21 protein-coding genes and 2 riboswitches are annotated in these 22630 nt (G+C 69.7%); of the genes, 6 read left to right on the top strand and 15 right to left on the bottom strand.

Going from position 1 to position 22630, the window contains the following annotated elements; all coding sequences use genetic code 11:
* The first annotated feature begins 60 nt into the window (after window positions 1–60).
* A complete protein-coding gene (locus AC5P1B_RS20780) occupies window positions 61–639 on the top strand; it encodes an HAD domain-containing protein (RefSeq protein ID WP_493888815.1) in 579 nt (192 codons plus the stop codon).
* Here the strand turns inward: AC5P1B_RS20780 and AC5P1B_RS20785 are convergent.
* Window positions 587–1174: a PadR family transcriptional regulator gene (locus AC5P1B_RS20785; protein ID WP_493888816.1), complete on the bottom strand. Its 588-nt coding sequence runs from the start codon at window positions 1172–1174 to the stop codon at window positions 587–589. The two genes, AC5P1B_RS20780 and AC5P1B_RS20785, sit on opposite strands and share 53 nt — an antisense overlap.
* A gap of 187 nt (window positions 1175–1361) precedes the next feature.
* Here AC5P1B_RS20785 and AC5P1B_RS20790 point away from each other — a divergent pair, with 187 nt between their 5' ends.
* A complete protein-coding gene (locus AC5P1B_RS20790) occupies window positions 1362–2249 on the top strand; it encodes a bifunctional helix-turn-helix transcriptional regulator/GNAT family N-acetyltransferase (RefSeq protein ID WP_493888817.1) in 888 nt (295 codons plus the stop codon).
* A gap of 54 nt (window positions 2250–2303) precedes the next feature.
* On the opposite strand, the gene AC5P1B_RS20795 is transcribed toward AC5P1B_RS20790, so the two are convergent.
* Entirely contained in the window at window positions 2304–2942 is a 639-nt protein-coding gene (locus AC5P1B_RS20795) for a maleylpyruvate isomerase N-terminal domain-containing protein (protein ID WP_493888818.1), read from the bottom strand.
* 363 nt (window positions 2943–3305) lie between these two features.
* On the opposite strand from AC5P1B_RS20795, the gene AC5P1B_RS20800 reads away from it, so the two are divergent.
* Window positions 3306–4148, top strand: coding sequence for a PhzF family phenazine biosynthesis protein (locus AC5P1B_RS20800; protein WP_493888819.1), 843 nt, complete (start codon window positions 3306–3308; stop codon window positions 4146–4148).
* 180 nt (window positions 4149–4328) lie between these two features.
* On the opposite strand, the gene AC5P1B_RS20805 is transcribed toward AC5P1B_RS20800, so the two are convergent.
* Complete coding sequence (locus AC5P1B_RS20805; protein ID WP_493888820.1) at window positions 4329–5141, bottom strand: CPBP family intramembrane glutamic endopeptidase; 813 nt, start codon at window positions 5139–5141, stop codon at window positions 4329–4331.
* Between the two features lie 181 nt (window positions 5142–5322).
* Window positions 5323–6825 carry a glutamate-cysteine ligase family protein gene (locus AC5P1B_RS20810; RefSeq protein ID WP_493888821.1) on the bottom strand — a complete coding sequence of 501 codons (1503 nt, stop codon included), beginning with the start codon at window positions 6823–6825 and terminating at the stop codon, window positions 5323–5325.
* 533 nt (window positions 6826–7358) lie between these two features.
* On the opposite strand from AC5P1B_RS20810, the gene AC5P1B_RS20815 reads away from it, so the two are divergent.
* Both AC5P1B_RS20815 and AC5P1B_RS20820 read left to right on the top strand, forming a co-directional pair.
* Window positions 7359–7955 (top strand): hypothetical protein, encoded by a 597-nt coding sequence (locus AC5P1B_RS20815; RefSeq protein WP_493888822.1) that lies wholly within the window; start codon window positions 7359–7361, stop codon window positions 7953–7955.
* A 333-nt stretch (window positions 7956–8288) separates the two neighbouring features.
* On the top strand, window positions 8289–8495 hold the full coding sequence (locus tag AC5P1B_RS20820) for a DUF5999 family protein (protein ID WP_493888840.1): 207 nt from the start codon (window positions 8289–8291) through the stop codon (window positions 8493–8495).
* Window positions 8496–8716: 221 nt separating this feature from the next.
* Here the strand turns inward: AC5P1B_RS20820 and gcvP are convergent, their stop codons facing one another.
* Window positions 8717–11602: an aminomethyl-transferring glycine dehydrogenase gene (gene gcvP / locus AC5P1B_RS20825; protein ID WP_493888823.1), complete on the bottom strand. Its 2886-nt coding sequence runs from the start codon at window positions 11600–11602 to the stop codon at window positions 8717–8719.
* Between the two features lie 60 nt (window positions 11603–11662).
* A riboswitch (glycine riboswitch) is annotated at window positions 11663–11789 on the bottom strand.
* Window positions 11790–11888, bottom strand: a riboswitch (glycine riboswitch). It lies immediately after the preceding riboswitch.
* A gap of 118 nt (window positions 11889–12006) precedes the next feature.
* On the opposite strand from gcvP, the gene AC5P1B_RS20830 reads away from it, so the two are divergent.
* Entirely contained in the window at window positions 12007–12387 is a 381-nt protein-coding gene (locus tag AC5P1B_RS20830) for a PRC-barrel domain-containing protein (RefSeq protein WP_493888824.1), read from the top strand.
* On the opposite strand, the gene AC5P1B_RS20835 is transcribed toward AC5P1B_RS20830, so the two are convergent.
* The 10 genes from AC5P1B_RS20835 to clsA form a co-directional block, all read right to left on the bottom strand.
* Window positions 12300–13775, bottom strand: a complete 1476-nt coding sequence (locus AC5P1B_RS20835) for a DNA polymerase IV (RefSeq protein WP_493888825.1) — start codon at window positions 13773–13775, stop codon at window positions 12300–12302. The genes AC5P1B_RS20830 and AC5P1B_RS20835 overlap by 88 nt on opposite strands.
* A gap of 36 nt (window positions 13776–13811) precedes the next feature.
* Window positions 13812–14426 carry a MerR family transcriptional regulator gene (locus tag AC5P1B_RS20840; protein WP_493888826.1) on the bottom strand — a complete coding sequence of 205 codons (615 nt, stop codon included), beginning with the start codon at window positions 14424–14426 and terminating at the stop codon, window positions 13812–13814.
* Between the two features lie 181 nt (window positions 14427–14607).
* Window positions 14608–15081 carry a bifunctional nuclease family protein gene (locus AC5P1B_RS20845; RefSeq protein WP_014044725.1) on the bottom strand — a complete coding sequence of 158 codons (474 nt, stop codon included), beginning with the start codon at window positions 15079–15081 and terminating at the stop codon, window positions 14608–14610.
* A 53-nt stretch (window positions 15082–15134) separates the two neighbouring features.
* Window positions 15135–15878, bottom strand: coding sequence for a transcriptional regulator FtsR (gene ftsR, locus AC5P1B_RS20850; RefSeq protein WP_493888827.1), 744 nt, complete (start codon window positions 15876–15878; stop codon window positions 15135–15137).
* A 26-nt stretch (window positions 15879–15904) separates the two neighbouring features.
* Window positions 15905–16747, bottom strand: coding sequence for a double zinc ribbon and FHA domain-containing protein (locus tag AC5P1B_RS20855; protein WP_493888828.1), 843 nt, complete (start codon window positions 16745–16747; stop codon window positions 15905–15907).
* 133 nt (window positions 16748–16880) lie between these two features.
* Window positions 16881–17762, bottom strand: coding sequence for a DUF881 domain-containing protein (locus AC5P1B_RS20860; RefSeq protein WP_493888829.1), 882 nt, complete (start codon window positions 17760–17762; stop codon window positions 16881–16883).
* A gap of 5 nt (window positions 17763–17767) precedes the next feature.
* On the bottom strand, window positions 17768–18100 hold the full coding sequence (locus AC5P1B_RS20865; RefSeq protein ID WP_116210565.1) for a small basic family protein: 333 nt from the start codon (window positions 18098–18100) through the stop codon (window positions 17768–17770).
* Window positions 18097–19017, bottom strand: coding sequence for a DUF881 domain-containing protein (locus AC5P1B_RS20870; protein WP_493888830.1), 921 nt, complete (start codon window positions 19015–19017; stop codon window positions 18097–18099). Before AC5P1B_RS20870 ends, AC5P1B_RS20865 begins: the two co-directional genes overlap by 4 nt.
* A gap of 173 nt (window positions 19018–19190) precedes the next feature.
* Window positions 19191–21686: a sugar phosphate nucleotidyltransferase gene (locus tag AC5P1B_RS20875; RefSeq protein ID WP_493888831.1), complete on the bottom strand. Its 2496-nt coding sequence runs from the start codon at window positions 21684–21686 to the stop codon at window positions 19191–19193.
* Window positions 21687–21797: 111 nt separating this feature from the next.
* Window positions 21798–22406 carry a cardiolipin synthase ClsA gene (gene clsA, locus AC5P1B_RS20880; RefSeq protein ID WP_493888832.1) on the bottom strand — a complete coding sequence of 203 codons (609 nt, stop codon included), beginning with the start codon at window positions 22404–22406 and terminating at the stop codon, window positions 21798–21800.
* Window positions 22407–22630: the final 224 nt, after the last annotated feature.

Raw genomic sequence — 22630 nt, forward strand, 5'->3', positions numbered from 1 at the left:
CCAGAGCCGACAAAGCCGACTGAGCCGACTGAGCCGACAAAGGAGAGCCGAGGAGACCCTATGACTGTCCGGCCACTGCTCTTCCTCGACATCGACGGCGTCCTCAACCCGGTGCTGCCAACCGCCGGTTTCACCGCCCATGAGGTGCGGGAGTTCACCGTGCTGCTGTCCGACGAGCACGGGCGCTGGCTACGTGAGCTGTCCGGCTCATACGACCTGGTCTGGGCGACCACCTGGGAGCACGAAGCCAACCGCCTCATCGCGCCGCTGCTCGGCTTGCCGCAGCTGCCGGTCGTGGAGTTCACGCATTACCGGGCGCAGCCGGGCGACCCCAAGCTGCCCCCGCTCGACCTGTTCGCCGGTCGCAAGTGGGCCCCGCTGCTGCGCTTCGCGGCGGGCCGTCCGTTCGCCTGGGTGGACGACGTCATTCCGGAGCGCCTCGTACGCCGCAGCCGCTGGCGGCGGGATCAGCTCCTGCTGCCCGTGGACCCGGCGCACGGGCTCAGCCGGGAGCACGTCGAGCGGCTGCTCGCCAGGCCGCCCGGGCCGCGACGACTGCCGCTGACCCGGACGTCCCGCGGGTCGGTCAGCCCTCGTCGGCGAGGATCAGGTACAGCTTCTTGCGCGCCTCGCCGATGACGGCGAGCGCCTTCTGACGCTGCTCCTTGCTGCCGGTCTTCCATACCTGCCCCAGCGCTTCCATCAGCTCGAAACCGGCCTGCCGGATCTCGTGCGCGGTCTCCCAGTCAACGCCTCGGCCCGCCTCTTCCCACGGCGCCTGCGGGCCGGCTTCGGCCTCAGAGCGTCCTTCGTCGGTCAGTGTGAAGAGCTTTTTGCCGCCCTCGCTGACGCTGGTGATCAGACCCTCGTCCTCCAGCAGTTGCAGCGTCGGATAGATGGAACCCGGGCTGGGGCGCCAGGCGCCGCCGCTGCGCTCGCCGATCTCCTGGATCATCTCGTAGCCGTGCATCGGCCGGTCGCGCAGCAGTGCCAGAATCGACGCCCGTACGTCTCCGCGCCGTGCCCTGCCACGCGGCCCGCCACGCCCCCGGCCGCCGAAGGGCGGGCCCCCGAACGGCGGGCCGAACGGCCCGAACGCGCGACGCCCCTCGGAATCGCCCCAGCCGCCACGGCCGGGCCCGTGATGCTCGTGTCCATGTCCATGTCCATGCATGGTGGTGCTCCTTTTCGTATCTCTGCTCACGTTTCTGTGTATCGCTCACCCACCAACGTCGCATCGTTGATCGGTCGCGATACGTCAACGATATATCGGGATAGCTCGTCCGGCAACACCCTTCTCCGCCTCTCCTCCTCGCCCGCCCCGCTGGCCCTCGCACGCGTTACCTGACTAGAGTCAGAGAATGGATGGGGCGCAGATCGACCAGGTGCGGCGTTTCAACCGCACCGTCACCGAACGCGTGGGAGTACTCCACGACCACTACATGGGCCGCGACCGGCCCGTCGGCGCGGCCCGGCTGCTCTGGGAGATCGGCGAGCAGGGCCAGGACGTACGGCTGCTGCGCGAGCGCCTCGGTCTCGACTCCGGGTACGTCAGCCGCCTGCTGCGCACTCTGGAGGCCGACGGCCTGGTGACGGTGGAGCCGCAGCCCCGCGACAGACGGGTGCGCACCGTCCGGCTCACCGCCGCGGGCCGCGCGGAGCGCGCCGTGCTCGACGGTCGCAGCGACGAGCTGGCCAGTTCGCTCCTGGAGCCGCTCAACGCGTCCCAGCGCGGCCGGCTGGTCGCCGCCATGGCCGAGGTCGACCGGTTGCTGACCGCCTCGACCGTCACGCTGGACGTCGTCGACCCGGACCACCCCGACGCCGAGCGCTGCCTGCGGTCCTACTTCGCCGAGATGCGGGAGCGCTTCGAGACCGGTTTCGACCCCGCGCGGAGCCTGCTCCCCGACGCGGGCGAACTGCGCCCGCCGCACGGCCTGTTCCTGGTCGCCCGGCTGCACGGCCGGGCCGTTGGCTGCGCGGGCCTGAAACTGCCGACCGGCGCCCCGGCCGAGATCAAACGCATGTGGGTGGCGCCCCAGGCCCGCGGCCTCGGACTCGGCCGCCGGTTCCTGGCCGAGCTGGAGGCACGGGCCGCCCAGCACGGCGGCGGAGTGCTGCGGCTGGACACCAACAAGGCACTCAGCGCCGCGATCAGCCTGTACCACTCCTGCGGCTTCCAGGAGGTCGAAGCCTTCAACGACGAGCCGTACGCCCACCTCTGGTTCGAGAAGCAGCTGTCTACGTGACCCGCCGCCGGTCAGGCGCCGAGCGGGCCGATGGGGCCGGTCCGCGCCGGGCGCTCAGAAGGCGGCGATGGTGGAGGGGGCGCGTTCGGCGCGGCTGAGGGCTCGTAGGACGTCGGTCGCGCCGTGGCGGCGCACGGCCAGGCGGGACAGCAGGTCGATCACCGTTTCGACGGCGCTCGGTGGGAACACGGGTGTCTCGATGCCCACGCTGACCGAAAGGTCGTCCGAATGAACGGCGAGCTCCATCATGCGGGTGACCAGCATGTCGTCGAGCAGCAACGACCACGGGCCCCACAGCGGGATGCGCACCGGCCGGTCCGCCACCGATGCCAGGCTGTCCGCCAGTTCCGCGACGGCGGACTCGACGCTCGCCGCCAGCGCTACGGGCCCCTCGGCGGCGGCCTCCTCGCCGCCCTGCCGGATACGGACGTTGATCTGGTCATCGAGACCGGCGCCGATCCAGCGCACCCGGTCGTAGTGCCCCAGGAGGGAGACCGTCTGCTCCTCCGGCACCGGCCCGGTCAGGCACTGCGGAATGGCCAGGACCTGGTAGGCCAGATGAGCGGCGAGACCGCCCACGCTGAACTCGGGCAACGCGCTCGGCCCGCTCCAGGCCGCGCCGACCGCCGGCTCGCGCAGCAGGGCCGCGGCCGAACGGGCCATGGACAGGAAGTCAGCTCTGATACCGGTCATCCCCGCACCCTCCCTACGCCGCCCGCCCGCTTCCGCCCCGGCGGCCGGACCGCTCGTCGCGCCCCCGGGCGCCCGGCGTACAGGATCTCATCCGGCTGGTGTCGGCTGCTGTCGTCTTCCCCTGATACCGCGGAACGATCAGCGGTCAGCGGAGTCGTGAGAGTTTCGCGTCGCTGGCCAGGCCCCGCGGACCGGGCCTCCACCGTCACAGACAGGGTGGTGGGCGTGACCCGCGTTCAGCGGGCCAACCCCAGCGCTGGGCGGCACCAGTTGAGGCCAATGACCGGAAGGCACCCGCCCTCAGGGCCATTGCTCGGCTATTGACCTTGGCGTACGCCTCAAGTGGACGTCTAACGTGCCCTCATGCGCTTGCGAATCGTTGACGCCTTCACCAACCGTCCCTTCTCCGGCAACCCGGCGGCGGTCGTCCTCCTCGACGCCGACGCGTTCCCCGACGACGCCTGGCTCCAGCGGGTGGCCGCCGAGGTCAACCTGTCCGAGACGGCCTTCGCCCATCCGCTGAGCGACACGCGGGACGCCGACTGGGCGCTGCGCTGGTTCACTCCGACGGTGGAGGTCGCCATGTGCGGTCACGCCACGCTGGCCACCGCCCACGTGCTGACGTCCACGGGCGCCGCCCAGGGCACGGTCCGGTTCGCCACCCGCAGCGGGGTCCTGACCGCGACCGCCCCGCATCCCCTCCCAGCGGCCGGGGCGGCTGCCCGGATCACGCTGGACTTCCCGACCGCGCCGCTCACCGCGATCGAGGTCCCGGACGGCGTGCGGGCCGCACTGGGCGCGCGGCCGCTGGCCTGTTACGACACCGGACCGCAGGTCGGCGACCTGCTGGTCGAGCTTGCGGATGAGCGTACGGTGCGAGAGCTGACCCCGGACCTGGCCGCTGTGGCGCGCTTGGAGCACCGGGGCGTGATCGTCACCGCGTCCGCCGCGGACCCCGACAGCGGCTATGACTTCGTCTCCCGCTTCTTCGGCCCGGCCTCCGGCATCGACGAGGACCCGGTGACCGGCAGCGCGCACACCGCCCTGGCTCCCCTGTGGTCCCCCCGGTTCGGCCGCGACGAGCTGACCGGACTCCAGGTATCGGCCCGCACCGGACGGGTACGCACCGTGCTGCGCGGCGAGCGTACGCAGCTGGAAGGCGAGGCCGTGACCGTCATCGACGGAGAACTCCTCGTCTCCCCCTGACCTTCCGCTCCGGGCGACCGGATTCCCGTAGATCCTCGTTGACAGGCGCCCCGGGAAGAGCGGGGGCGGGGCGGCGGCTGGCCTGTGGCCGGGCTCGGCGCGGCGGGGGTTACCGGACGGCCGGTGCTCTTCGACGCGGGCGCCGGCGGTCACCACGGCGTGGCGCCGGGCCCCGCGCCGTCACGACACGGGCAGCCAGCTGACCTTGCCTTCCAGCAGGCCGTATCCGGCGAAGGCCACGATGTCGATCAGGGCGTGCGCGGCGACCAGTGGCCCGACCCGTCCCCACCGCCGGTACAGCAGCACGAAGATCACTCCCATCGCCATGTTGCCGAAGAACCCGCCGATGCCCTGGTAGAGGTGGTACGAGCCGCGCAGCACCGCGCTCGCGGCGAGCGCGGCCAGCGGTCCCCACTCCAGCTGTCCGAGCCGTCGCAGCAGGTAGCCCACCACGATCACCTCCTCCAGCACGGCGTTCTGCACGGCTGAGGCGACGAGCACCGGGTACTTCCACCACACGTCGGGCAGCGACTCGGGCACCACGGTGAGGTTGGCCCCGGCGGCCCGGGCACCGATGTAGAGCAGCAGTCCGGTGCCGCCGATGCCCGCGGCGACCGCCGTGCCCCAGCCCAGGTCGAACCGGCGGGCGCGCAGGTCGAACCCGATGGAGCGCAGCCCCGCGCCCTCGCGCAACAGGAGATGGGCGACGAGGGCGACCGGCACGAGCGAGGTGGAGATCCCGAACAGCTGCCAGGCGAGGTCCAGCCAAGGGCGGCCCGGGGCCTCGGACGCGTTCAGATTGGCGGTCTGGTCACTGAGCCCGCCTGGCTCGGTCGCCGAACCGATGAAGTCGATCAGCGCGGACAGCCCGCTCGCCCCCAGCGACAACGCCAGCACGAGCAGCGTCTCGGTGCCCAGCGTCCGCCGCGACAGCCCGTCCTCCGGGAGCGAGCTGGTCACCTCACGCGCCTGCGGCCGCACGACTGCCTCCAAGACCTCAACCTGTTACGGAGATCGCGTGACGCGACTCGCCGAAGCGTACGGTGCCATCTCACCCGGGAGGTCTCAGCTTGCCTGACGCCCACGGTCCCTACGACACAGGGTCACCGGCGGGGCCGGGCGGACGGCGCTCATCCGCCTCGCCCGGCGGTCCGCCCACCAGCCCGGCCGCCCGTCAGTCCGCGATGCCGACCGGCCAGGCGTGCACTGGTTCGCCCGTCCGCATCAGAACGGAGTAACGGCGTGTCATGGCCGCCAGCGCCTCCTCCCGGTCCATCCCGGCGGCCAGTGCCCGGTGGTAGGTCGAGGTCTGCCAGGAGGCCCCGTTGACGCGTCGGCGGCAGCGTTCGGCGATCACGCCGAGGTAGCGGTCCCGGTCCGCGGGCTCCACCCCCCAGGCGTCCAGCCCCGAGGCGGCCAGCGGCAGCAGTTCGTCGAGGACGAGCCGCACGGCCGATACCCGGGCCACTCCCCCGGCACGGCCCGGCAGCGGCCAGCGCAGCTCGGTGTCGATGCCGTAGCGGCATGCCTCGTCGAAGTTCTCCGCCGCCGTGGCGAACGGGAGCCGGGTCCACAGCGGGCGCGGCTGCTCGGCGAGTGCCCGGACGAGGCCGTAGTAGAAGGCCGTATTGGCGATGACGTCGGTGACGGTGGGGCCGGCGGGCAGCACCCGGTTCTCGACCCGGAGGTGCGGGACGCCCTCGGACACCGCGTACACCGGACGGTTCCAGCGGTAGATGGTGCCGTTGTGCAAGGTCAGCTCCGGCAGGCCGGGCGCCTTGCCGTCGTCCAGCAGCAGCAGCGGGTCCTCGTCGCCGCTGATGGGGAGCAGGGGTGGGAAGTAGCGCAGGTTCTCCTCGAAGAGGTCGTACGCGGAATCGATCCAGCGCTCTCCGAACCAGGTGCGTGGCCGCACACCCTGCGTGGTGAACTCCGGCGGTCTGGTGTCGGTGGACTGCACGAACAGCGGCGGCCGGGACTCGCGCCACAGCTCCCTGCCGAAGAGGAAGGGGGAGTTGGCGCCGACGGCGATCTGTACGGCGGCGACCGCCTGCGCCGCGTTCCACACGGCCGCGAACCGGTTCGGCGTCACCTGGAGATGCAACTGCACCGACGTGCACGCCGCCTCCGGCGCGATCGACGCCGACGTGCAGGTCAGCCGCTCCACCCCGTGGATGTCGATCGCGAAGTCCTCGCCCCGCGCGGCCAGCATCTCGTCGTTCAGCAGCCGGTACCGGTCGGCCAGGGAGAGGTTCGCCGACACCAGGTCGTGCGCGGCGAGCGTCGGCAGAATGCCGATCATCACAATGCCGGCGGACACCTCACCGGCCTTGCGGTCGGCGTACCCGAGTCCGGTGCGCAGCTCCTCCGATAACTGGTCGAGGACACGGCCGTGCATACGGTGCGGAACGATGTTGACTTCCAGGTTGCACTGGCCTAGTTCGGTCTGGAAATCATGGCTCGCTATACGCTCAAGGACTTGAGCGTTCATCATCCTCGGCAAGCCGTCGGAGCCTACAAGATTCAATTCTATCTCCAGGCCCATGAGATTCTTTGGGCGCTCGAATCGCTTCTCCTTCAACAGCCGCGCGAGCGCTTCGAGGCACTGCCGTAGTTTCTCGCGGTGCCGCTGCCGATCGGACAGGTCGAATCCGCCTGCCGCGATCTTCTCCCCCATAGAGCCGTCCCTCCTAGACCGGGTCGCGGCCGCGCCGGCCGCCTGGGGCCTGGCTCCCCCGGCGGAGCCAGGGGCAGTCACGGGACGATGATGCCCAGGCAGTGTGATCGATAACGCCCCGTCAGGCCGCAGGAGGGATAACCTCTGTGAATAGGCAATGTGGCACAGTCCTTTGGCATGCGCTGTGCATCCGGGCGAGGCACCAGCGCGGCGTACCAGGTCGGCCCAATTTTGGTGGCGTAAAACACAGGTAACTTTCAGCCGTCTGCGTCCACGCTAAAAGCCACGGTCAGGCTCGCAATCCACGGCACAGAAACGGATCAATCGCCACAACATAAGGTCCGGATATCCCCTTGCCAAGATAAGCGCGGCCGCACACCGAAACATATAGGGAACATGTGCCGTATAAACTCTCCAAAAGAGGCAGAGAGTCGGCGCCCTGCACCCCGTCACGGCCCCCCTCTGACCCCGCACGCTGACAGCGACGTCCGCACCCCCGCCAGCACCCCTGTCTCGAAGTGAGAGGCGAGCCCATGCCGCTGCATGTCCCCCCGGCTCCAGCGCCCGCGTTACGCAGCATCCTCACGGCCCTCGGTTCCCCCACCGCGGTCCGCGAAGCCCGGACTCCGGCCCTGCGCTCGCATCCAGGTCCACTGACGCCTGAGCGACCGCTCCCCGTCCATACGCTCGACCATGTGTCACCGCGCGGCGGTCACGGCAAGGCTCCGACCACCCGGCTCACCGGCTGGCGCTTCCTGATCAGCGGCGAGGACCGCGCCGTGGCCGCGGCTGAGGCGATGCTGACGCCGGACGGCTGGGCCTTCTCGCACTTCAGTGAGGGACCGTATGTGGTCTCGACCGAACGTGCCCTGCGGCATGCGGAGACGCTGTCCTCCACGTACCAGCCCCGGCTGCTGTCCGTGCCCGAGCTCTACATGGTCACCCTCTGGCTGCACTGTGACCCCGCGGCTGACGCCGCCACCGGCCGGCCCGCACCCGCCGACCTGCTGGTGCCGCTCGCTCCTGCGCCACCGGGCATCGCGGCCCACCGGCCGCACCGTGTCGCGGAACTGCTGCCCATGCTGACGCTCCGGCTCACGCCCGCCCCGCTTCTCGGGTCACCTGCCTGAGAGCACCCGGCCACCGCACCGGCCACCGCACTGCCGTGCCCCGCGACCTTCCTGGTCGCGGGGCACGTCACCGTACGCGACGACCGGTACACGGCTGGGCGGAAAGACTAGTTACGAGTGACTACACCGAACCACCCGAAGGGGCGGTCTGCTGGGCGGCAACCGCCCGCACGGGTGACGCGTCTTCATCTAGTGAGGAGCGCTGCCGCTAAATGCCTGCGGAATCACGCCCGCAGGGCAAGACTGAGACCAATCAACAGTTACGGGGGAGCGGATATGAGTACCGCACCGAGCCGCAGGACAGCCACCACACCACAGCGAAAGATCTCTTCCATGTGCCAGCACCAACCAGCGTGCCCGACAGCCGACTCAGCGGACAGGGAGGCCGCCCATCTCGTGGCGCACCATCCTGAGCAAGGCTGGAGCCTGCTGTGCAACGGGGTCCTCCTCTTCGAGGACACCGGGGAGCTGCTGCCGGACGGGCAGGTCATCGACCCGCACCGGCCGCTGGGCACCGAGCACATCATGACCGCCGCCTAGCCGACGCTGAGCGCACCGGTCAGCACCGCGGCGCCGCACGTCGGCGGCCGCACCACGGCCGCAGCCGTACGGCTCCCGGCGCCGGGAAACAGGCGCCAAGAACGATCCACTGAACGTCACGCACCAAGCATCACGCAACAAGAACCATGAGGGGCCGGCCCGGCGTCACCGCCGAACCGGCCCCGTCGCATGTCCCCCGCGCCCCGGCGCGAGGAGTCCCGTCAGCTGTCGTACTCGTCGAGCGGCGGGCAGGAGCAGACCAGGTTCCGGTCACCGTAGGCGCCGTCCACCCGGCGCACCGGCGGCCAGTACTTGTCGGCCGCCGAGACACCGGCCGGGAAGACCGCCTCGTCACGGGTGTACGCGTGGGTCCACTCGCCGGTCAGCGTGGCCGCGGTGTGCGGCGCGTTGCGCAGGGGGTTGTCATCCGCCGACCATTCGCCGGAACCGACCTTCGCAATCTCCGCCCGAATGGCGATCATGGCCTCGCAGAACCGGTCAAGTTCCGCCAAGTCCTCGCTCTCCGTCGGCTCGATCATCAGCGTCCCCGCGACCGGGAACGACATGGTCGGCGCGTGGAAGCCGTAGTCGATCAGGCGCTTGGCGACATCGTCCACGCTCACGCCCGTCTCCTTGGTGAGTCCGCGCAGGTCAACGATGCACTCGTGCGCGACAAGACCGGCCGGACCCGTGTACAGCACCGGGTAGTGCGGCTCCAGCCGCTTGGCGATGTAGTTCGCGCCGAGCACAGCCACCTGAGTGGCGCGGCGCAGCCCCTCGCCGCCCATCAGCCGCACGTACGCCCAGGAGATCGGCAGAATGCCCGCCGAGCCCCACGGAGCGGCCGAGACCGGGCCCACGCCCGTCTGAGGACCGGCGGTGGGCTGGAGCGGGTGGTTCGGGAGGTACGGGGCGAGGTGCGCGCGCACGCCGACCGGGCCGACGCCGGGGCCACCGCCGCCGTGCGGGATGCAGAACGTCTTGTGCAGGTTCAGGTGCGAGACGTCGCCGCCGAACTTGCCCGGCCTGGCGACGCCGACCAGGGCGTTCAGGTTGGCCCCGTCCACGTACACCTGGCCGCCGACGTCGTGCACGGCGGCGCAGATGTCGCTGATGTGCTCCTCGAAGACGCCGTGCGTGGAGGGGTAGGTGACCATCAGGACGGCCAGCTCGTCGCCGTACTGCTCGATCTTGGAGTGCAGGTCGTCGGCGTCCACCTCGCCGTCCTCGCCGGTCTTGACGACGACGACCTTCATCCCGGCCATCACGGCGCTCGCCGCGTTCGTGCCGTGCGCCGAGGACGGGATCAGGCAGACGACACGCTGGTCATCACCATTGGCACGGTGGTACGCCCGGACGGCCAGCAGCCCGGCCAGCTCGCCCTGCGAGCCGGCGTTCGGCTGGAGGGACACCTTGTCGTAGCCGGTGACCTCGGCGAGCCGGTCCTCCAGCTCGTTGATCAGCGTCAGATAGCCCTGCGCCTGCCCGACTGGGGCGAACGGGTGAAGCGCGCTGAACTCCGGCCACGTCACCGGCTCCATCTCGGTGGTCGCGTTGAGCTTCATCGTGCAGGAGCCCAGCGGGATCATTCCGCGGTCGAGCGCGTAGTCGCGGTCCGCGAGCTTGCGCAGGTAGCGCAGCATGGCCGTCTCGGAACGGTGCTGGTGGAAGACCGGGTGGGTGAGGTAGTCGTCGGCGCGCAGCAGTTCCTGCGGCAGCGCGTCGCTGACCCCGGCGTCGAGCGTCTCGATGTCGGCGTGCACGCCGAAGGCGGCCCATACGGCGGCGAGCTGGGCGCGGCCCGTCGTCTCGTCGCAGGCGATGCCGACCTGGTCGGCGTCGACCTGGCGCAGGTTCACCCCGGCGGCGCGGGCGGCGGCCGCGATCTCGGCGGCCCGGCCCGGCACCCGCGCGGTGAGGGTGTCGAAGTACGTGTCGTGTGCGAGCTCCACGCCACCGGCCCGCAGCCCCTCGGCGAGCACCGTGGCGTAGCGGTGGGTGCGGCGGGCGATCGCGGCGAGGCCGTCCGGGCCGTGGTACACCGCGTACATCCCGGCCATGACGGCGAGGAGTACCTGGGCGGTGCAGATGTTGCTGGTGGCCTTCTCGCGGCGGATGTGCTGCTCACGGGTCTGGAGCGCCAGCCGGTAGGCCTTGTTCCCGTCGGCGTCGACGGAGACGCCGACGAGGCGGCCCGGGAGGCTGCGCGCGAACTTCTGGCCGACGGCCATGAACCCCGCGTGCGGACCGCCGAAACCCATCGGCACGCCGAACCGCTGGGTGGTGCCCACGGCGATGTCGGCGCCGAGGTCGCCGGGCGAGGTCAGCAGCGTCAGGGCGAGCAGGTCGGCGGCGACCGTGACGACCGCGCCCAGCTCGTGCGCGCGCTCGATGAGGACGCGCGGGTCGCGGACCGCGCCGGACGCGCCCGGGTACTGCAGGAGGACGCCGAAGACGCCGCGCTCGGCGATCTCGTCCGGGATGCCCTGGGACAGGTCGGCGACCACGACCTCGACCCCGGTGGGCTCCGCGCGGGTCTCGATGACGGCGATGGTCTGCGGCAGGCAGTCGGCGTCGATGAGGAAGACGCCCTCCTTGACCTTGCCCACGCGCCGGGAGAGCGCCATGGCCTCGGCGGCCGCCGTGCCCTCGTCGAGCAGGGAGGCGCCGGAAGTGGGCAGCCCGGTCAGGTCGGCGACCATGGTCTGGAAGTTGAGCAGCGCCTCAAGGCGGCCCTGCGAGATCTCCGGCTGGTACGGCGTGTACGCGGTGTACCAGGCGGGGTTCTCCATCACGTTCCGCAGGATCACCGGCGGAGTGAAAGTGCCGTAGTAGCCGAGGCCGATCATCGGGGCCAGCACCTGGTTGCTGTCGGCCAGCTCACGCAGCTCCGCGAGGACCTCCGCCTCGCTCCTGGCGCCGGGCAGCCGCAGGGCCTCGGCGCTCTTGATCACGTCCGGAACGGCGGCCGCGGTGAGCTCGTCCAAGGAGCCGAAGCCGACCTGGGCGAGCATCTTGGCTTGCGCCTCGCGGTCGGGTCCTATGTGGCGCGCTTCGAACGGAGTGCCGCGCTCCAGTTCGGTGAGGGAGATGCGGTGTGCAGTCATCTGCGGAGGCCTCCTGGTCATACGACCTTCGGGGGGCACCAAGGCGCTGGTACCCGGACGGCCTCCCCCTCTGTCATCTCAACCTGAGAGCTTCACCGGCCCGCTGCGGCGGACCGGCTTTCACCGTCGGTGAGGAGGGGCTCCGGAATGATGCCAGTCCGTGACCCGCCCTGCTTTCCAGAGTGACCTCGCCCGTACGGTACGTGTGCCTGAGAGATTCCGGGGAGGATTTGCTCCTTCGGCGCCCCCGTCCACCTGCGGCGGAGGGCTCTCCCGTATGGGGTCTACAGCCGCTGGCCAGCCTACCAGCGTCGATCCCGGCTGTTCGCTCAAGTGGCCAGTCGGCATGATGTGGCCTTACGTAGGTGTCACAGGCAGTCGTGACCTGTAGGAGGTGATGGACCGTGCAGACCGACACCGATCCGCGGCACCTGATCGGCCGGAAGGCGTTCGACCGCAGCGGCACGAAGATCGGCACCGTGGACGAGGTCTATCTCGATGACGCGACCGGCACGCCGGAGTGGGCGGCGGTGCGCACCGGCCTCTTCAGCCGGGACGTCTTCGTCCCCCTGGAGCCCAGCGAGGTCGTCGACGAAGTGCTGCGGGTCCCGTTCGACCGCGCGCTGATCAAGGGCGCCCCCGACTTCGGCGTGGGCCGCCATCTCTCCCCCGAGCAGGAAGTCCAGCTCTACCGGCACTACGGGCTCGACGCCGCGCATCGCGGTGGCACCCCCGCCCCGCCGCCCGATAAGGACTTCGGCCACGTCGCGGGCCCGGATGACTGATCCTCGGCGGGCCGCACCAGCGGCAACGGGTCGGCGGGCGCCAGCGCCGGGTCGTCCACGGGGAAGGTCCGCACCCGGCCGGGCGGCGACCACGGCTGCTCGAACCGTATGGTCACGCGGCCGACGCCGCTGCCCTGGACCCATCCGGCGCCGTACTCGGCGTGGCGGACGTCGTGGCCGGGCAGCCAGCTCCTGGGCCGCTCAGGGGCCGCCGGCTCCGCCACCGGCTGCTCAGCGCCCCCGTCGGGGCCCCCTGGGCTGACCCACTCCTGGGGGCCGGTGTCACCGGCTCTGGCCTCCTCAAGAGCCCGCTCCGTCGCCGCCTGCGCGAACAGGTCCTCCTGCGTGTAGTCCGCGAGCCCGGTCACGCCGACGCCGAGCAGCCGTACGCCCTCGGTGGTCTCCACACCGTCGATCAGCCGTCTGGCCGCCTCCCGCACCACGGAGGGCTCGTCGGTCGGCCCGCGCAGGGTCTCCGAACGGGTGAGCGTCGAGAAGTCGTAGCGCCGGACCTTGATCACGACCGTGCGCCCGGACCTGCCCGCCGCCCGCAGCCGCTCGACACACCGGTCGGCGAGCCGCGTGATCTCGGTCTGGACCCGGACGCGGTCGGTCAGGTCCACATCGAAGGTGTCCTCGACGGACACCGATTTGGTGTCCCGTTCCGCGACGACAGGACGGTCGTCGCGGCCACTGGCCAGTGCGTACAGCGACGCGCCGTGTGCCTTGCCGAGGAGCCTGACCAGCTCGGCCTCCCCCGCCGCCGCCGTCTCGGCGACCGTGTGGAGGCCCGCCCGCCGCAGCGCCTCCGCAGTCGCCGGTCCCACACCGGGGATGGCACGCACCGTCATCGGGCCCAGCAGGGCCATCTCCGTGCCCGGCTCGATCAGCACAAGGCCGTCGGGCTTGGCCTGCTCCGAGGCGATCTTGGCGAGCATCTTCGAGCCGGCGAGCCCCACCGAGCCCGCCAGCCCGGTCGCCGCGGCGATCTCCCGCCGCAGCCGCTCACCGACCTGCCGCGCGGCCCGGGACGACGCCTCGACGCCGCCCGCTTCCAGATCGACGAAGGCCTCATCGAGGCTGAGCGGCTCCACCAGCGGCGACAGGGCCGCCAGCAGTCGCATGACGACTTCACTCACCTGGCGGTACAACGAGAAGCGCGGCGTGAGATACGCGGCGTTCGGGCAGAGCCGCCGGGCCTGCGCCATCGCCATCGCCGAGTGCACGCCGAAGACCCGCGCCTCATACGACGCCGTGGCCACCACGCCGCGTGGCCCGAGGCCGCCGACGATCACCGGCTTCCCGCGCAGGCTGGGCTTGGCCGCCTGCTCCGCCGCGGCGAAGAAGGCGTCCATGTCCAGATGCAGGATCGTCGGCGCACCTCTCACACTCAGAGATGGTGCCGTACGCCTCTGACAATCGCGCTAACCAGCGCGGTTGCGGCGCCGCGCGAGCTCGTCGGCCGGATTGTGCCGGGCCAGCGTCTCGCCGGTGTCCACCCGCTCCCCCTGCAGCTGGGACAGCGCCGACTCCACGTCCCGCCACACCACGCCCACGGCGATCCCGAAGACTCCCTGGCCGCCCTGGAGCAGGCTCACGACCTCGTCGGGCGAGGCGCACTCGTAGACCGTCGCGCCATCGCTCATCAGCGTCATCTGCGCGAGGTCCGCCACTCCGCGCAACCGCAGATGCTGCACGGCTGTCCTGATGTTCTGCAAGGACACGCCGGTGTCGAGCAGCCGCTTGACGATCTTGAGAACGACCACATCGCGAAAGCTGTACAGCCGCTGGCTTCCCGAGCCGTAGGCGGGCCGCACGCTGGGCTCGACCAGGCCGGTGCGCGCCCAGTAGTCGAGCTGCCGGTAGGTGATCCCCGCGGCCGCGCACGCTGTAGGGCCGCGGTAGCCGACGTCGTCCGACGCGGGCTCTTCGGGTGTCGCGGCACGTGCCGCGCCGGAGTATCCAGGCGCCTGACCGGCCGCGCCCCCGTGAAGCGGATACGGACCGCCTGCCGCCGTACCGTCGCCGGTGCTTCTCACGCCGACCTCCGTCCTTGACCTGCCCTCACGACGGTAGGCAGTCACTCGGGGTGCGTCAACGATCGCCACACTCGGCACGCCGAGTGATAATCACCCTGCGAGTGGTTTCTGGTGACGCTGTTCCGGGAAGGGCTTCTCGAATGCCGTGTCAGCGATGTCCGACATCGCTGCTGCCAGCGGCTCACTGGCTGTTCGTGTCGAAGTCTTCCGGAGAGATCTGGTCAAGGAACTCGCGGAACTTCTCGACCTCGTCTTCCTGCTCGTCGGGGATGGCGATGCCGGCGTCGTCCAGCACCCCGTCACTGCCGTAGATCGGTGTACCCGTGCGCAGCGCCAGCGCTATGGCGTCCGACGGCCGGGCACTGACCTCCACGCCGCTGGCGAACACCAGCTCCGCGTAGAAGACACCCTCTCTCAGGTCCGTGATCCGGACTTCGGTGAGCTCCTGGCCCACCGCCTCCAGCACGTCCTTGAACAGGTCATGCGTCAGTGGTCGCGCAGGGGCCATGCCCTGCTGCGCGAAGGCGATGGCGGTCGCCTCACCCGGCCCAATCCAGATGGGCAGATACCGGTCGCCTCCTACTTCACGCAGAAGCACGATCGGCTGGTTGGAAGGCATTTCCACCCGGACACCCACGACGTCGAGCTCATTCACACAGCAACCCTAGGACCTGGCCGACCGGTTTGGGTAGTCGGGCACCCTGGCACTCAGTGCGTCCTGACTTGTAGAGCCGTCTCTACAAGAGCCGCATGGAGCCGTATGGACAGTGTTGCCAGCTCCCGCGCGGTTGCTTCCGCGTGAGCTCTGGTCTGCGGGTTACGGTGCCGCCGAAGGGGTGCGACCAGCTGTTCGATCAGGCCCGCCTCACGATCGGCGGCGGCTTTGATCGCCCGCAAATGGCGCGGTTCGAGTCCCGCCTGGCCAAGATCAGCGATGAGCCTGGCCACGCTGACGGCGCCCGCGTCGAATGCGCCGTCCGGGGTAGCGCTGAGCAACCCGTACGACTCCCATTCGGCCAGGTCGGGCTCGCTGACCTCGGCGGCGGCCAGCAGCTCGGCACGGCCCAGCCGGGCCGCCGTGCGCTCCTCCCGCTGCTCCCCGGCGTCGTCGCCAAGCAGCTCACGGGACTGGGCGGGAGCGGGCAGCCGCACCCGCTCACCTCGGGCGAGAGCGTCAAGATGCTCCCTGATCACCTTCAGCGGCAGATAGTGATCGCGCTGCATGCGCAGCACGTGCCCCAGCCGCTCGATGTCCTCCTGGGCGAACTTGCGGTACCCCGATGGGGTGCGCCGCGGCTCCACCAGGCCCTCGGCCTCCAAGAACCGGATCTTGGAGATGGTGACCTCGGGAAACTCGTCACGGAGCAGGCTCAGCACGGTGCCGATGCTCATCAGCCGGCCATCCGCGGAGGCGGTGCCGTTCCCGGCACCGCCCGTCGGTGATTGACGCATGAACCTTCCTTGACGCCTCGGTTCTGTCAGATGCCGACGCCTCGCTGGCTCGCGTAGAAGACCAGCCGGTACTTGCCGATCTGCACCTCGTCGCCATTGGCCAGCACGACCGCGTCGATACGCTCCCGGTTGACGTACGTGCCGTTGAGGCTGCCGACGTCAGCGACGGAGAACCTGCCGTCGGGACCGCGCCGGAACTCCACATGGCGGCGCGAAACGGTCACGTCGTCCAGGAAGATGTCGCTCTGCGGATGACGGCCGGCCGTCGTCAGCTCGCTGTCCAGGAGGAAGCGACTGCCTGAGTTCGGGCCCCTGCGGACCACCAGCAGCGCCGATCCCAGCGGCAGCGCGTCAACGGCGGCCTGCGCCTCCTGCGAGAGCGACGGCAGCTGGGTCTGTCCCGTCGTCTCGGAGTCGTACGCCTCCAGCCCGGAGATCGAGATGGTCGAGGTGGTCTCCGAGGCCCGCTCGGCCGACGCCCCGGCCCGCAGCGGCGCGCCGCAGTTGGAGCAGAACTTGTTGGCCTCGGCGTTCCGGTGCCCGCACCTGGTGCAAACAGGCAAACCGAACCCTCCACCCGTACTTGAGGTTGATGGTTCTCCGAAACCTATGCGGCCGGACGCAGCGGGGTCAACAGACGACGCGCCGTGACCGCCGGGCATGTCGCCACCCTCGGGACCCAGCTGGTCCCGGAACAGCGGGCGCTCTTCCTGCGCCCCGCTCTCCTCAGCGGAACGCTGCGCACGGTGACGGGCATTGCCACCGTCCTGGCGTGCGCTCTTGCCGAACAACTTCGCAAACAACTTCACGGGCGATTCCCCTTGACTGAAACAGACCCGCCCGTGGGGCAGGACAAACCCTCGATGCACACACCGGCCGACCCGGACACCCTCACAACGTCCGTGACCATCAGACAGTTTCCCTCACGCACCACGGTTCTGGTGCGCCGACCCCCCGCAACCTCGCGCCCCTGCCACGGGCCCCCCATAAGTCCCCCGCTCATCACGATGACGACCGAGCGTAGTCAGGCCGCTTCGCCGACCGCAAGGCGTCCACAACGATCTTCTCCTGACGCTCCACCGACACAGTGGCCCGCTCCTTCTCCAGAGTCTGCACCACTCCACCAGGAATGTTCAGCGCGGGCTCCAGGTCCTCGGGCTTGCCGATCACCTTGAACTCGTAAGGCTGAGTCACCTTGTGGCCGTCGATGTCGACTCCGATCCCCGAGTCGGCGAAGTACGTGTCCGCTACGACCCGTACATCGTTGATCTGGATCGCCTCGGCGCCCGCGGCCCGCAGCTCCTGGATGGCGTCAAGCAGCATGTCAGCCTTCACCGTGCCCCTGGTGTCATCTATGCGAAGGGTGATGCCGGGCCCCTGGGCGGCGACTGTGCCCGCGAGCACGCCCAGTTGCCGCTCCTTGAGCTTCGTCTGTTTACGGGCCTCTTCCGCCTGGTCGGAGCTGTTCTCCAGCTCCGTGCGCTGGCCGACAAGCCGCTGCTTCTCGTCCTCCAGGCGCTGCGTCCGGTCATCCAGCTCGTCGAGGATGCGCACCAGGTCCTCCTGGCGGGCACCCCGCAACACGCTGTTCTCGTTGGTCGAGCGCACCTGGATCGCCAGGCCGAGTCCCAGCACGCACAGCAGCACGGCGGCGGTGAGCTGGGGCCGGGACAGCCGGGGCGGCCACAGGCCCGCCAGTAGACGCTGACGGCCCGTCAACGGCTCGGCGGTCGAGGTTGCTTCCGGCGGAACCTGCTCGGGCTCGCCCGCGGGCGGCGCGGGCTCCTCCGCGGGCGGCTCCGGGGGCAGCTCCTCGCGCGGCTTCGCGGGGCCCTCCCCGGGCTTCGGCGGCTCGGACTTGTCGGGTGTCTCATCGCTAGGCATCGGCCTCACGCCCTGAAGATGTGCCGCCGGATCGCGGCGGCGTTGGAGAAGATGCGGATACCGAGCACCACGACGACGCCCGTGGAGAGCTGGGCGCCGACGCCGAGCTTGTCTCCCAGGAAGACGATCAGGGCGGCCACCACCACATTGGACAGGAACGAGACGACGAAGACCTTGTCGTCGAAGATTCCGTCGAGCATCGCCCGCAACCCGCCGAACACCGCGTCCAGCGCCGCGACAACGGCGATCGGCAGGTAGGGCTCGACCACCGTCGGCACCACGGGGCGGACCACGAGTCCGACCACGACTCCCACGACGAGGCCCAGTACGGCGATCAAGATGTGCCCTTTCCAGTGTCGGTGCCGCTCTTCTTCGCGGCACCGGCCTTCGGCTCCGCGGTACGTACGATCAGGCTTGGGGCCACGGGAAGCCGCAGCTCGTCCTCGACGGACATGCTGGTGCGGATGTCGTACTTGTCCCGCAGTACGCGGAGGTACCGCCCGTCGGCGCTGTCCTCGAACGCGGCACGCAGCCGCTCTCCGTCGCCCACCGCGTGCACCGTGTACGGCGGCACCAGTGGCTTGTTGTCGACCAGTATGGCGTCCCCCGCCGCCCTGATCGCCGAAAGGGCGGTCAGCCGCTGCCCATTGACGGCGATGGCCTCCGCCCCGGACTCCCAGAGCCCGTTGATCACACGCTGCATGTCCCGGTCGCGCACGCGTCCCGTGTCGGAGAAGTCGTTGCTCTCGCGGGGACCGCCACCGTCCTGGCCGGTGCCTTTGGCGTCGTCGACGACGAGTTCGACGCCGGGGCCGCGCACTTCGGTGGCTCCGGCGAGCAGCGCGACGAGTTCGCCCTTGTCGCCGCCGTACTTCCGCAGCGCGTCACGCTGCCGCTTCCCGACCTCGTCGCGGAGCGAGTCGACGTTGTCCTCCAGCGCGTCGGCCGCCGACGTCTCCGACTCGATGCGGTCGATCAGCTCTTCGCGTTCCTTGGCGACCGTGGGCGCCGCTATCCGCGCCTCGGCCGCCCCGATGGTGACCACGCCCGCGGCCAGTATCAGCCCGACGGCCAGCCACAGCCTGGCGCTCACCGAGCGCGGCAAGCCCTGCTTTCCCTCGGCCTTCCGCCGGGCCGCGGCCTCGGCGTAACCGTCATCGAGACTGTGCTCCGTGACGTTGGTCAGCAGCGACATGGAGGCATCGGGACGCGGGCGAGGCGAAACGGTGCTCCGAACGGGGGGCTGCTGCGGCATGCCGCACATCGTCGCACGTCGGGGGCGCCGTCACCCAATGGCCCCACCGGCGCGCCGGTTCGGACCGAGGGAGACGGCGCCCCCGGCTTGGTCAAGCCGTGCCAAGCCCGCTCAAGCCAGGCGAACCTCCGCCGACTTACGCGGCGACACGCCGCGGGCATGGCCGTCGCGGGTCAGCGACCCGCGGTGTCCACGACGTGCGCCCACTCGTCCAGCAGTGCCGCGGCCGACGCGTCGTCCGGGCCTTCCGCCCACAGGTGCGTCACGGCCTCGGCCGGGTCCGGAAGCACCATGACCCAGCGGCCGTCGGACTCCACGACGCGTACGCCGTCGGTCGTATCCACCGACCGGTCGCCCGCGGCCTCCACGACGGTGCGCATGACGAGCCCCTTGACCGCCCACGGTGTGGCCAGATCACGCCGCAGCACATGGGCTCTGGGAATGCGCGCGTCGATCTGGCTCAACGTCAGCTGCGTACGCGCCACCAGGCCGATGAGACGCACGAACGCGGCGGTCCCGTCGAAGACGCTGCTGAACTCGGGAATGATGTACCCGCCGCGTCCGTCGCCACCGAAGATGGTGGTGTCGGCGCGGCCGACCCGGGTCAGGTCGTCGGGCGATGTCGTCGTCCAGTCGACCTGCGTACCGTGATAGGCGGCGACCTGCTCGGCGATACGTGTCGTCGTCACCGGCATCGCGACCCGCCCGCTGCGCCGCTCGGCGGCCACCAGGTCGAGCATGACCAGAAGCGCCCGGTCGTCCTCCACGATGCGGCCGCGTTCGTCAACGAGCGACAGCCGCTCACCCACCGGGTCGAACCGCACACCGAACGCCGCACGCGCGGACGCCACGATCTCCCCGAGCCGCACCAGTCCGGCGCGGCGCGTGTCCGCCGTCTCCGTCGGACGCGACTCGTCCAGGCCGGGGTTGATGGTGAGGGCGTCGACGCCCAGCTTGCCCAGGAGGCTGGGCAGCACGAGCCCGGCGCTGCCGTTCGAGGCGTCGACCACGATCTTCAGCCCTGCCTCGGCGACACCGGTGGTGTCCACGGCACGCGACAACGAGCCGGTGTACGAGTCGAAGACGCTGGAGGGGAACCGCAGGTCACCGATCTCGCCCGGGAAGGCACGGCGGTACTCCTGCCGCGCGTACACCCGGTCGAGCTTGCGCTGCCCGCCTTGGGAGAGGTCAGCGCCCCGCTCGTCGAAGAACATGATGTCGACGGAGTCGGGGACGCCCGGCGTCGTACGGACCATGATGCCGCCGGCGCTGCCGCGCGCGGTCTGCTGCCGGGCGACGGGCAGCGGCACGTTCTCCAGGTCCCGCACATCGATGGCGCTGGCCTGCAGGGCGGAGATGACGGCACGTTTCAGCGCCCGCGCACCACGGGAGTGGTCACGAGCGGTGGTGACGGTCGAGCCCTTCTTCAGCGTCGTCGCGTACGCACCTGCCAGCCGCACGGCCAGCTCGGGGGTGATCTCGACGTTGAGGATGCCGGAGACGCCGCGGGCGCCGAACAGATGCGCCTGCCCGCGCGACTCCCAGATCACCGAGGTGTTGACGAACGCGCCCGCCTCGATGGTCTTGAACGGATACACCCGGACGTTGCCCTGGACGATCGATTCCTCGCCGATGAAGCACTCGTCGCCGATGACGGCTCCGTCTTCGATCCGCGCGGCTCTCATGATGTCGGTGTTCTTACCGATCACGCAGCCCCGCAGATTGCACTGCTGCCCGATGTAGACGTTGTCGTGCACGACGCTCTTGTGGAGGAACGCACCGCTCTTGACGACGACGTTCGAGCCGACGACGGTGTGCTCCCGAAGCTCGGTGTCGGCTTCCACCTTCGCGTAGTCGCCGATGTAGAGAGGTCCGCGCAGCACCGCGTCCGGGTGGACCTCGGCGCCTTCGGCGACCCACACTCCAGGGGAGATCTCGAAGCCGTCGATGTCGACGTCGACCTTGCCCTCCAGGACGTCGGCCTGCGCCTTCACGTAGCTCTCGTGAGTGCCGACGTCCTCCCAGTAGCCGTCGGCGACATAGCCGTAGATCGGCTTACCTTCCTTCATCAGCTGGGGGAAGACATCACCTGACCAGTCGACGGAGACATCCGCCTCGACATAGTCGAACACCTCCGGCTCCATGACGTAGATGCCGGTGTTCACCGTGTCGGAGAAAACCTGACCCCAGGTGGGCTTCTCAAGGAAACGTTCCACCCGGCCTTCCTCGTCGACGATGGTGATGCCGAACTCCAGCGGGTTGGGCACCCGGGTCAGGCAGACCGTGACCAGCGCACCCTTTTCCTTATGGAAATTGATCAGCTCGGTGAGGTCGAAATCGGTAAGGGCGTCTCCGGAGATGACGAGGAACGCATCGTCCTTGAGTGCCTCTTCCGCGTTCTTGACACTTCCGGCGGTGCCGAGTGGCTTTTCCTCATTGGCGTAGGTGAGCTCCATACCGAGCTCCTCGCCATCCCCGAAGTAGTTCTTCACCAGCGAGGCGAGAAACTGGACAGTCACCACGGTCTCATTCAGACCATGCCGCTTGAGCAGGCGAAGCACGTGCTCCATGATCGGTCGATTGACGACCGGCAGGAGCGGCTTGGGCATGCTTGAGGTCATTGGGCGGAGGCGAGTTCCTTCGCCACCGGCCATCACGACGGCCTTCATGTCGGAAGCGTCCTCCTTGAAGAGACGGTCAGCCGACTTCGCCCACCCGGCTACCCCAAAGGCTTACGCGAGGGCGATCCCGGCTTTTGCAGTGCTGGCGCATCAGTGAGCTCAGCCGGCTGCGGGGTCCGCCTTGACGAGACGGCGGACCTGTACTACGTACAAGATTCCTGCCCACCAGTAGAGCGTTGTACCCCATCCGGCGAACGCCCATCCGAAAATAGCAGCGAATGTGGCGAGCCAGCCACTTCCGTCGCTCAGAAGGAGCAAAGGAAAGGCATACATGAGGTTGAAGGTCGCGGCCTTGCCGAGGAAGTTCACCTGAGGCGGCGGGTAGCCGTGCCGCCGGAGGATGCCCACCATCACCAGCAGCATCAGCTCGCGCGCGAGGAGCGCGGCGGTCAGCCACAGCGGCAGGATCTCCCGCCAGGTGAGACCGACGAGTGTGGAGAGGATATACAGCCGGTCGGCGGCCGGGTCCAGGAGCCGGCCGAGCTTGCTGATCTGGTTCCAGCGCCGGGCGAGCTTCCCGTCGAGGTAGTCGCTGATGCCGCTCAGCATCAGGACGAGGATGGCCCATCCATCGCTCTTGGGGCCACCGAACTCCGGCAGCAAAATGAGCCACAGGAACAGCGGTACGCCGAGGAGGCGCGCCATGCTGAGGATGTTCGGGATGGTGAGGACACGGTCAGTGTGGACGCGTGTCTCCTGGACCTCCACCCGGGGGCCTCCTGTGGGAACGTGCCAATGATGCGTGCTGACTTTACCTGTACGGGACGCGCCCGCGCACAGCGGGTCCACCGGCGCTGTGCACCGAATGTCCGGTGATCTCCTTATCCGGGAATCACGCACCGCGCGTGACCGCTGCCGGCAAACGCAAGAAAGCCCTGTCGGGGGCCCCGAAAGGGGCTGCCCGACAGGGCTTTTGCAATGATTGTTCGGCG

It is taken from the genome of Streptomyces sp. A01 (assembly GCF_059026195.1).

What these genes read in the sequence shown, in the direction of transcription:
- AC5P1B_RS20780 (WP_493888815.1), top strand. Translation starts at nt 61, where the DNA reads ATGACTGTCCGGCCACTGCTCTTCCTCGACATCGACGGCGTCCTCAAC.
- AC5P1B_RS20785 (WP_493888816.1), bottom strand. Translation starts at nt 1,174, where the DNA reads ATGCATGGACATGGACATGGACACGAGCATCACGGGCCCGGCCGTGGC.
- AC5P1B_RS20790 (WP_493888817.1), top strand. Translation starts at nt 1,362, where the DNA reads ATGGATGGGGCGCAGATCGACCAGGTGCGGCGTTTCAACCGCACCGTC.
- AC5P1B_RS20795 (WP_493888818.1), bottom strand. Translation starts at nt 2,942, where the DNA reads ATGACCGGTATCAGAGCTGACTTCCTGTCCATGGCCCGTTCGGCCGCG.
- AC5P1B_RS20800 (WP_493888819.1), top strand. Translation starts at nt 3,306, where the DNA reads ATGCGCTTGCGAATCGTTGACGCCTTCACCAACCGTCCCTTCTCCGGC.
- AC5P1B_RS20810 (WP_493888821.1), bottom strand. Translation starts at nt 6,825, where the DNA reads ATGGGGGAGAAGATCGCGGCAGGCGGATTCGACCTGTCCGATCGGCAG.
- AC5P1B_RS20815 (WP_493888822.1), top strand. Translation starts at nt 7,359, where the DNA reads ATGCCGCTGCATGTCCCCCCGGCTCCAGCGCCCGCGTTACGCAGCATC.
- AC5P1B_RS20820 (WP_493888840.1), top strand. Translation starts at nt 8,289, where the DNA reads ATGTGCCAGCACCAACCAGCGTGCCCGACAGCCGACTCAGCGGACAGG.
- gcvP (WP_493888823.1), bottom strand. Translation starts at nt 11,602, where the DNA reads ATGACTGCACACCGCATCTCCCTCACCGAACTGGAGCGCGGCACTCCG.
- ftsR (WP_493888827.1), bottom strand. Translation starts at nt 15,878, where the DNA reads ATGCGTCAATCACCGACGGGCGGTGCCGGGAACGGCACCGCCTCCGCG.
- AC5P1B_RS20860 (WP_493888829.1), bottom strand. Translation starts at nt 17,762, where the DNA reads ATGCCTAGCGATGAGACACCCGACAAGTCCGAGCCGCCGAAGCCCGGG.
- AC5P1B_RS20870 (WP_493888830.1), bottom strand. Translation starts at nt 19,017, where the DNA reads ATGCCGCAGCAGCCCCCCGTTCGGAGCACCGTTTCGCCTCGCCCGCGT.
- AC5P1B_RS20875 (WP_493888831.1), bottom strand. Translation starts at nt 21,686, where the DNA reads ATGAAGGCCGTCGTGATGGCCGGTGGCGAAGGAACTCGCCTCCGCCCA.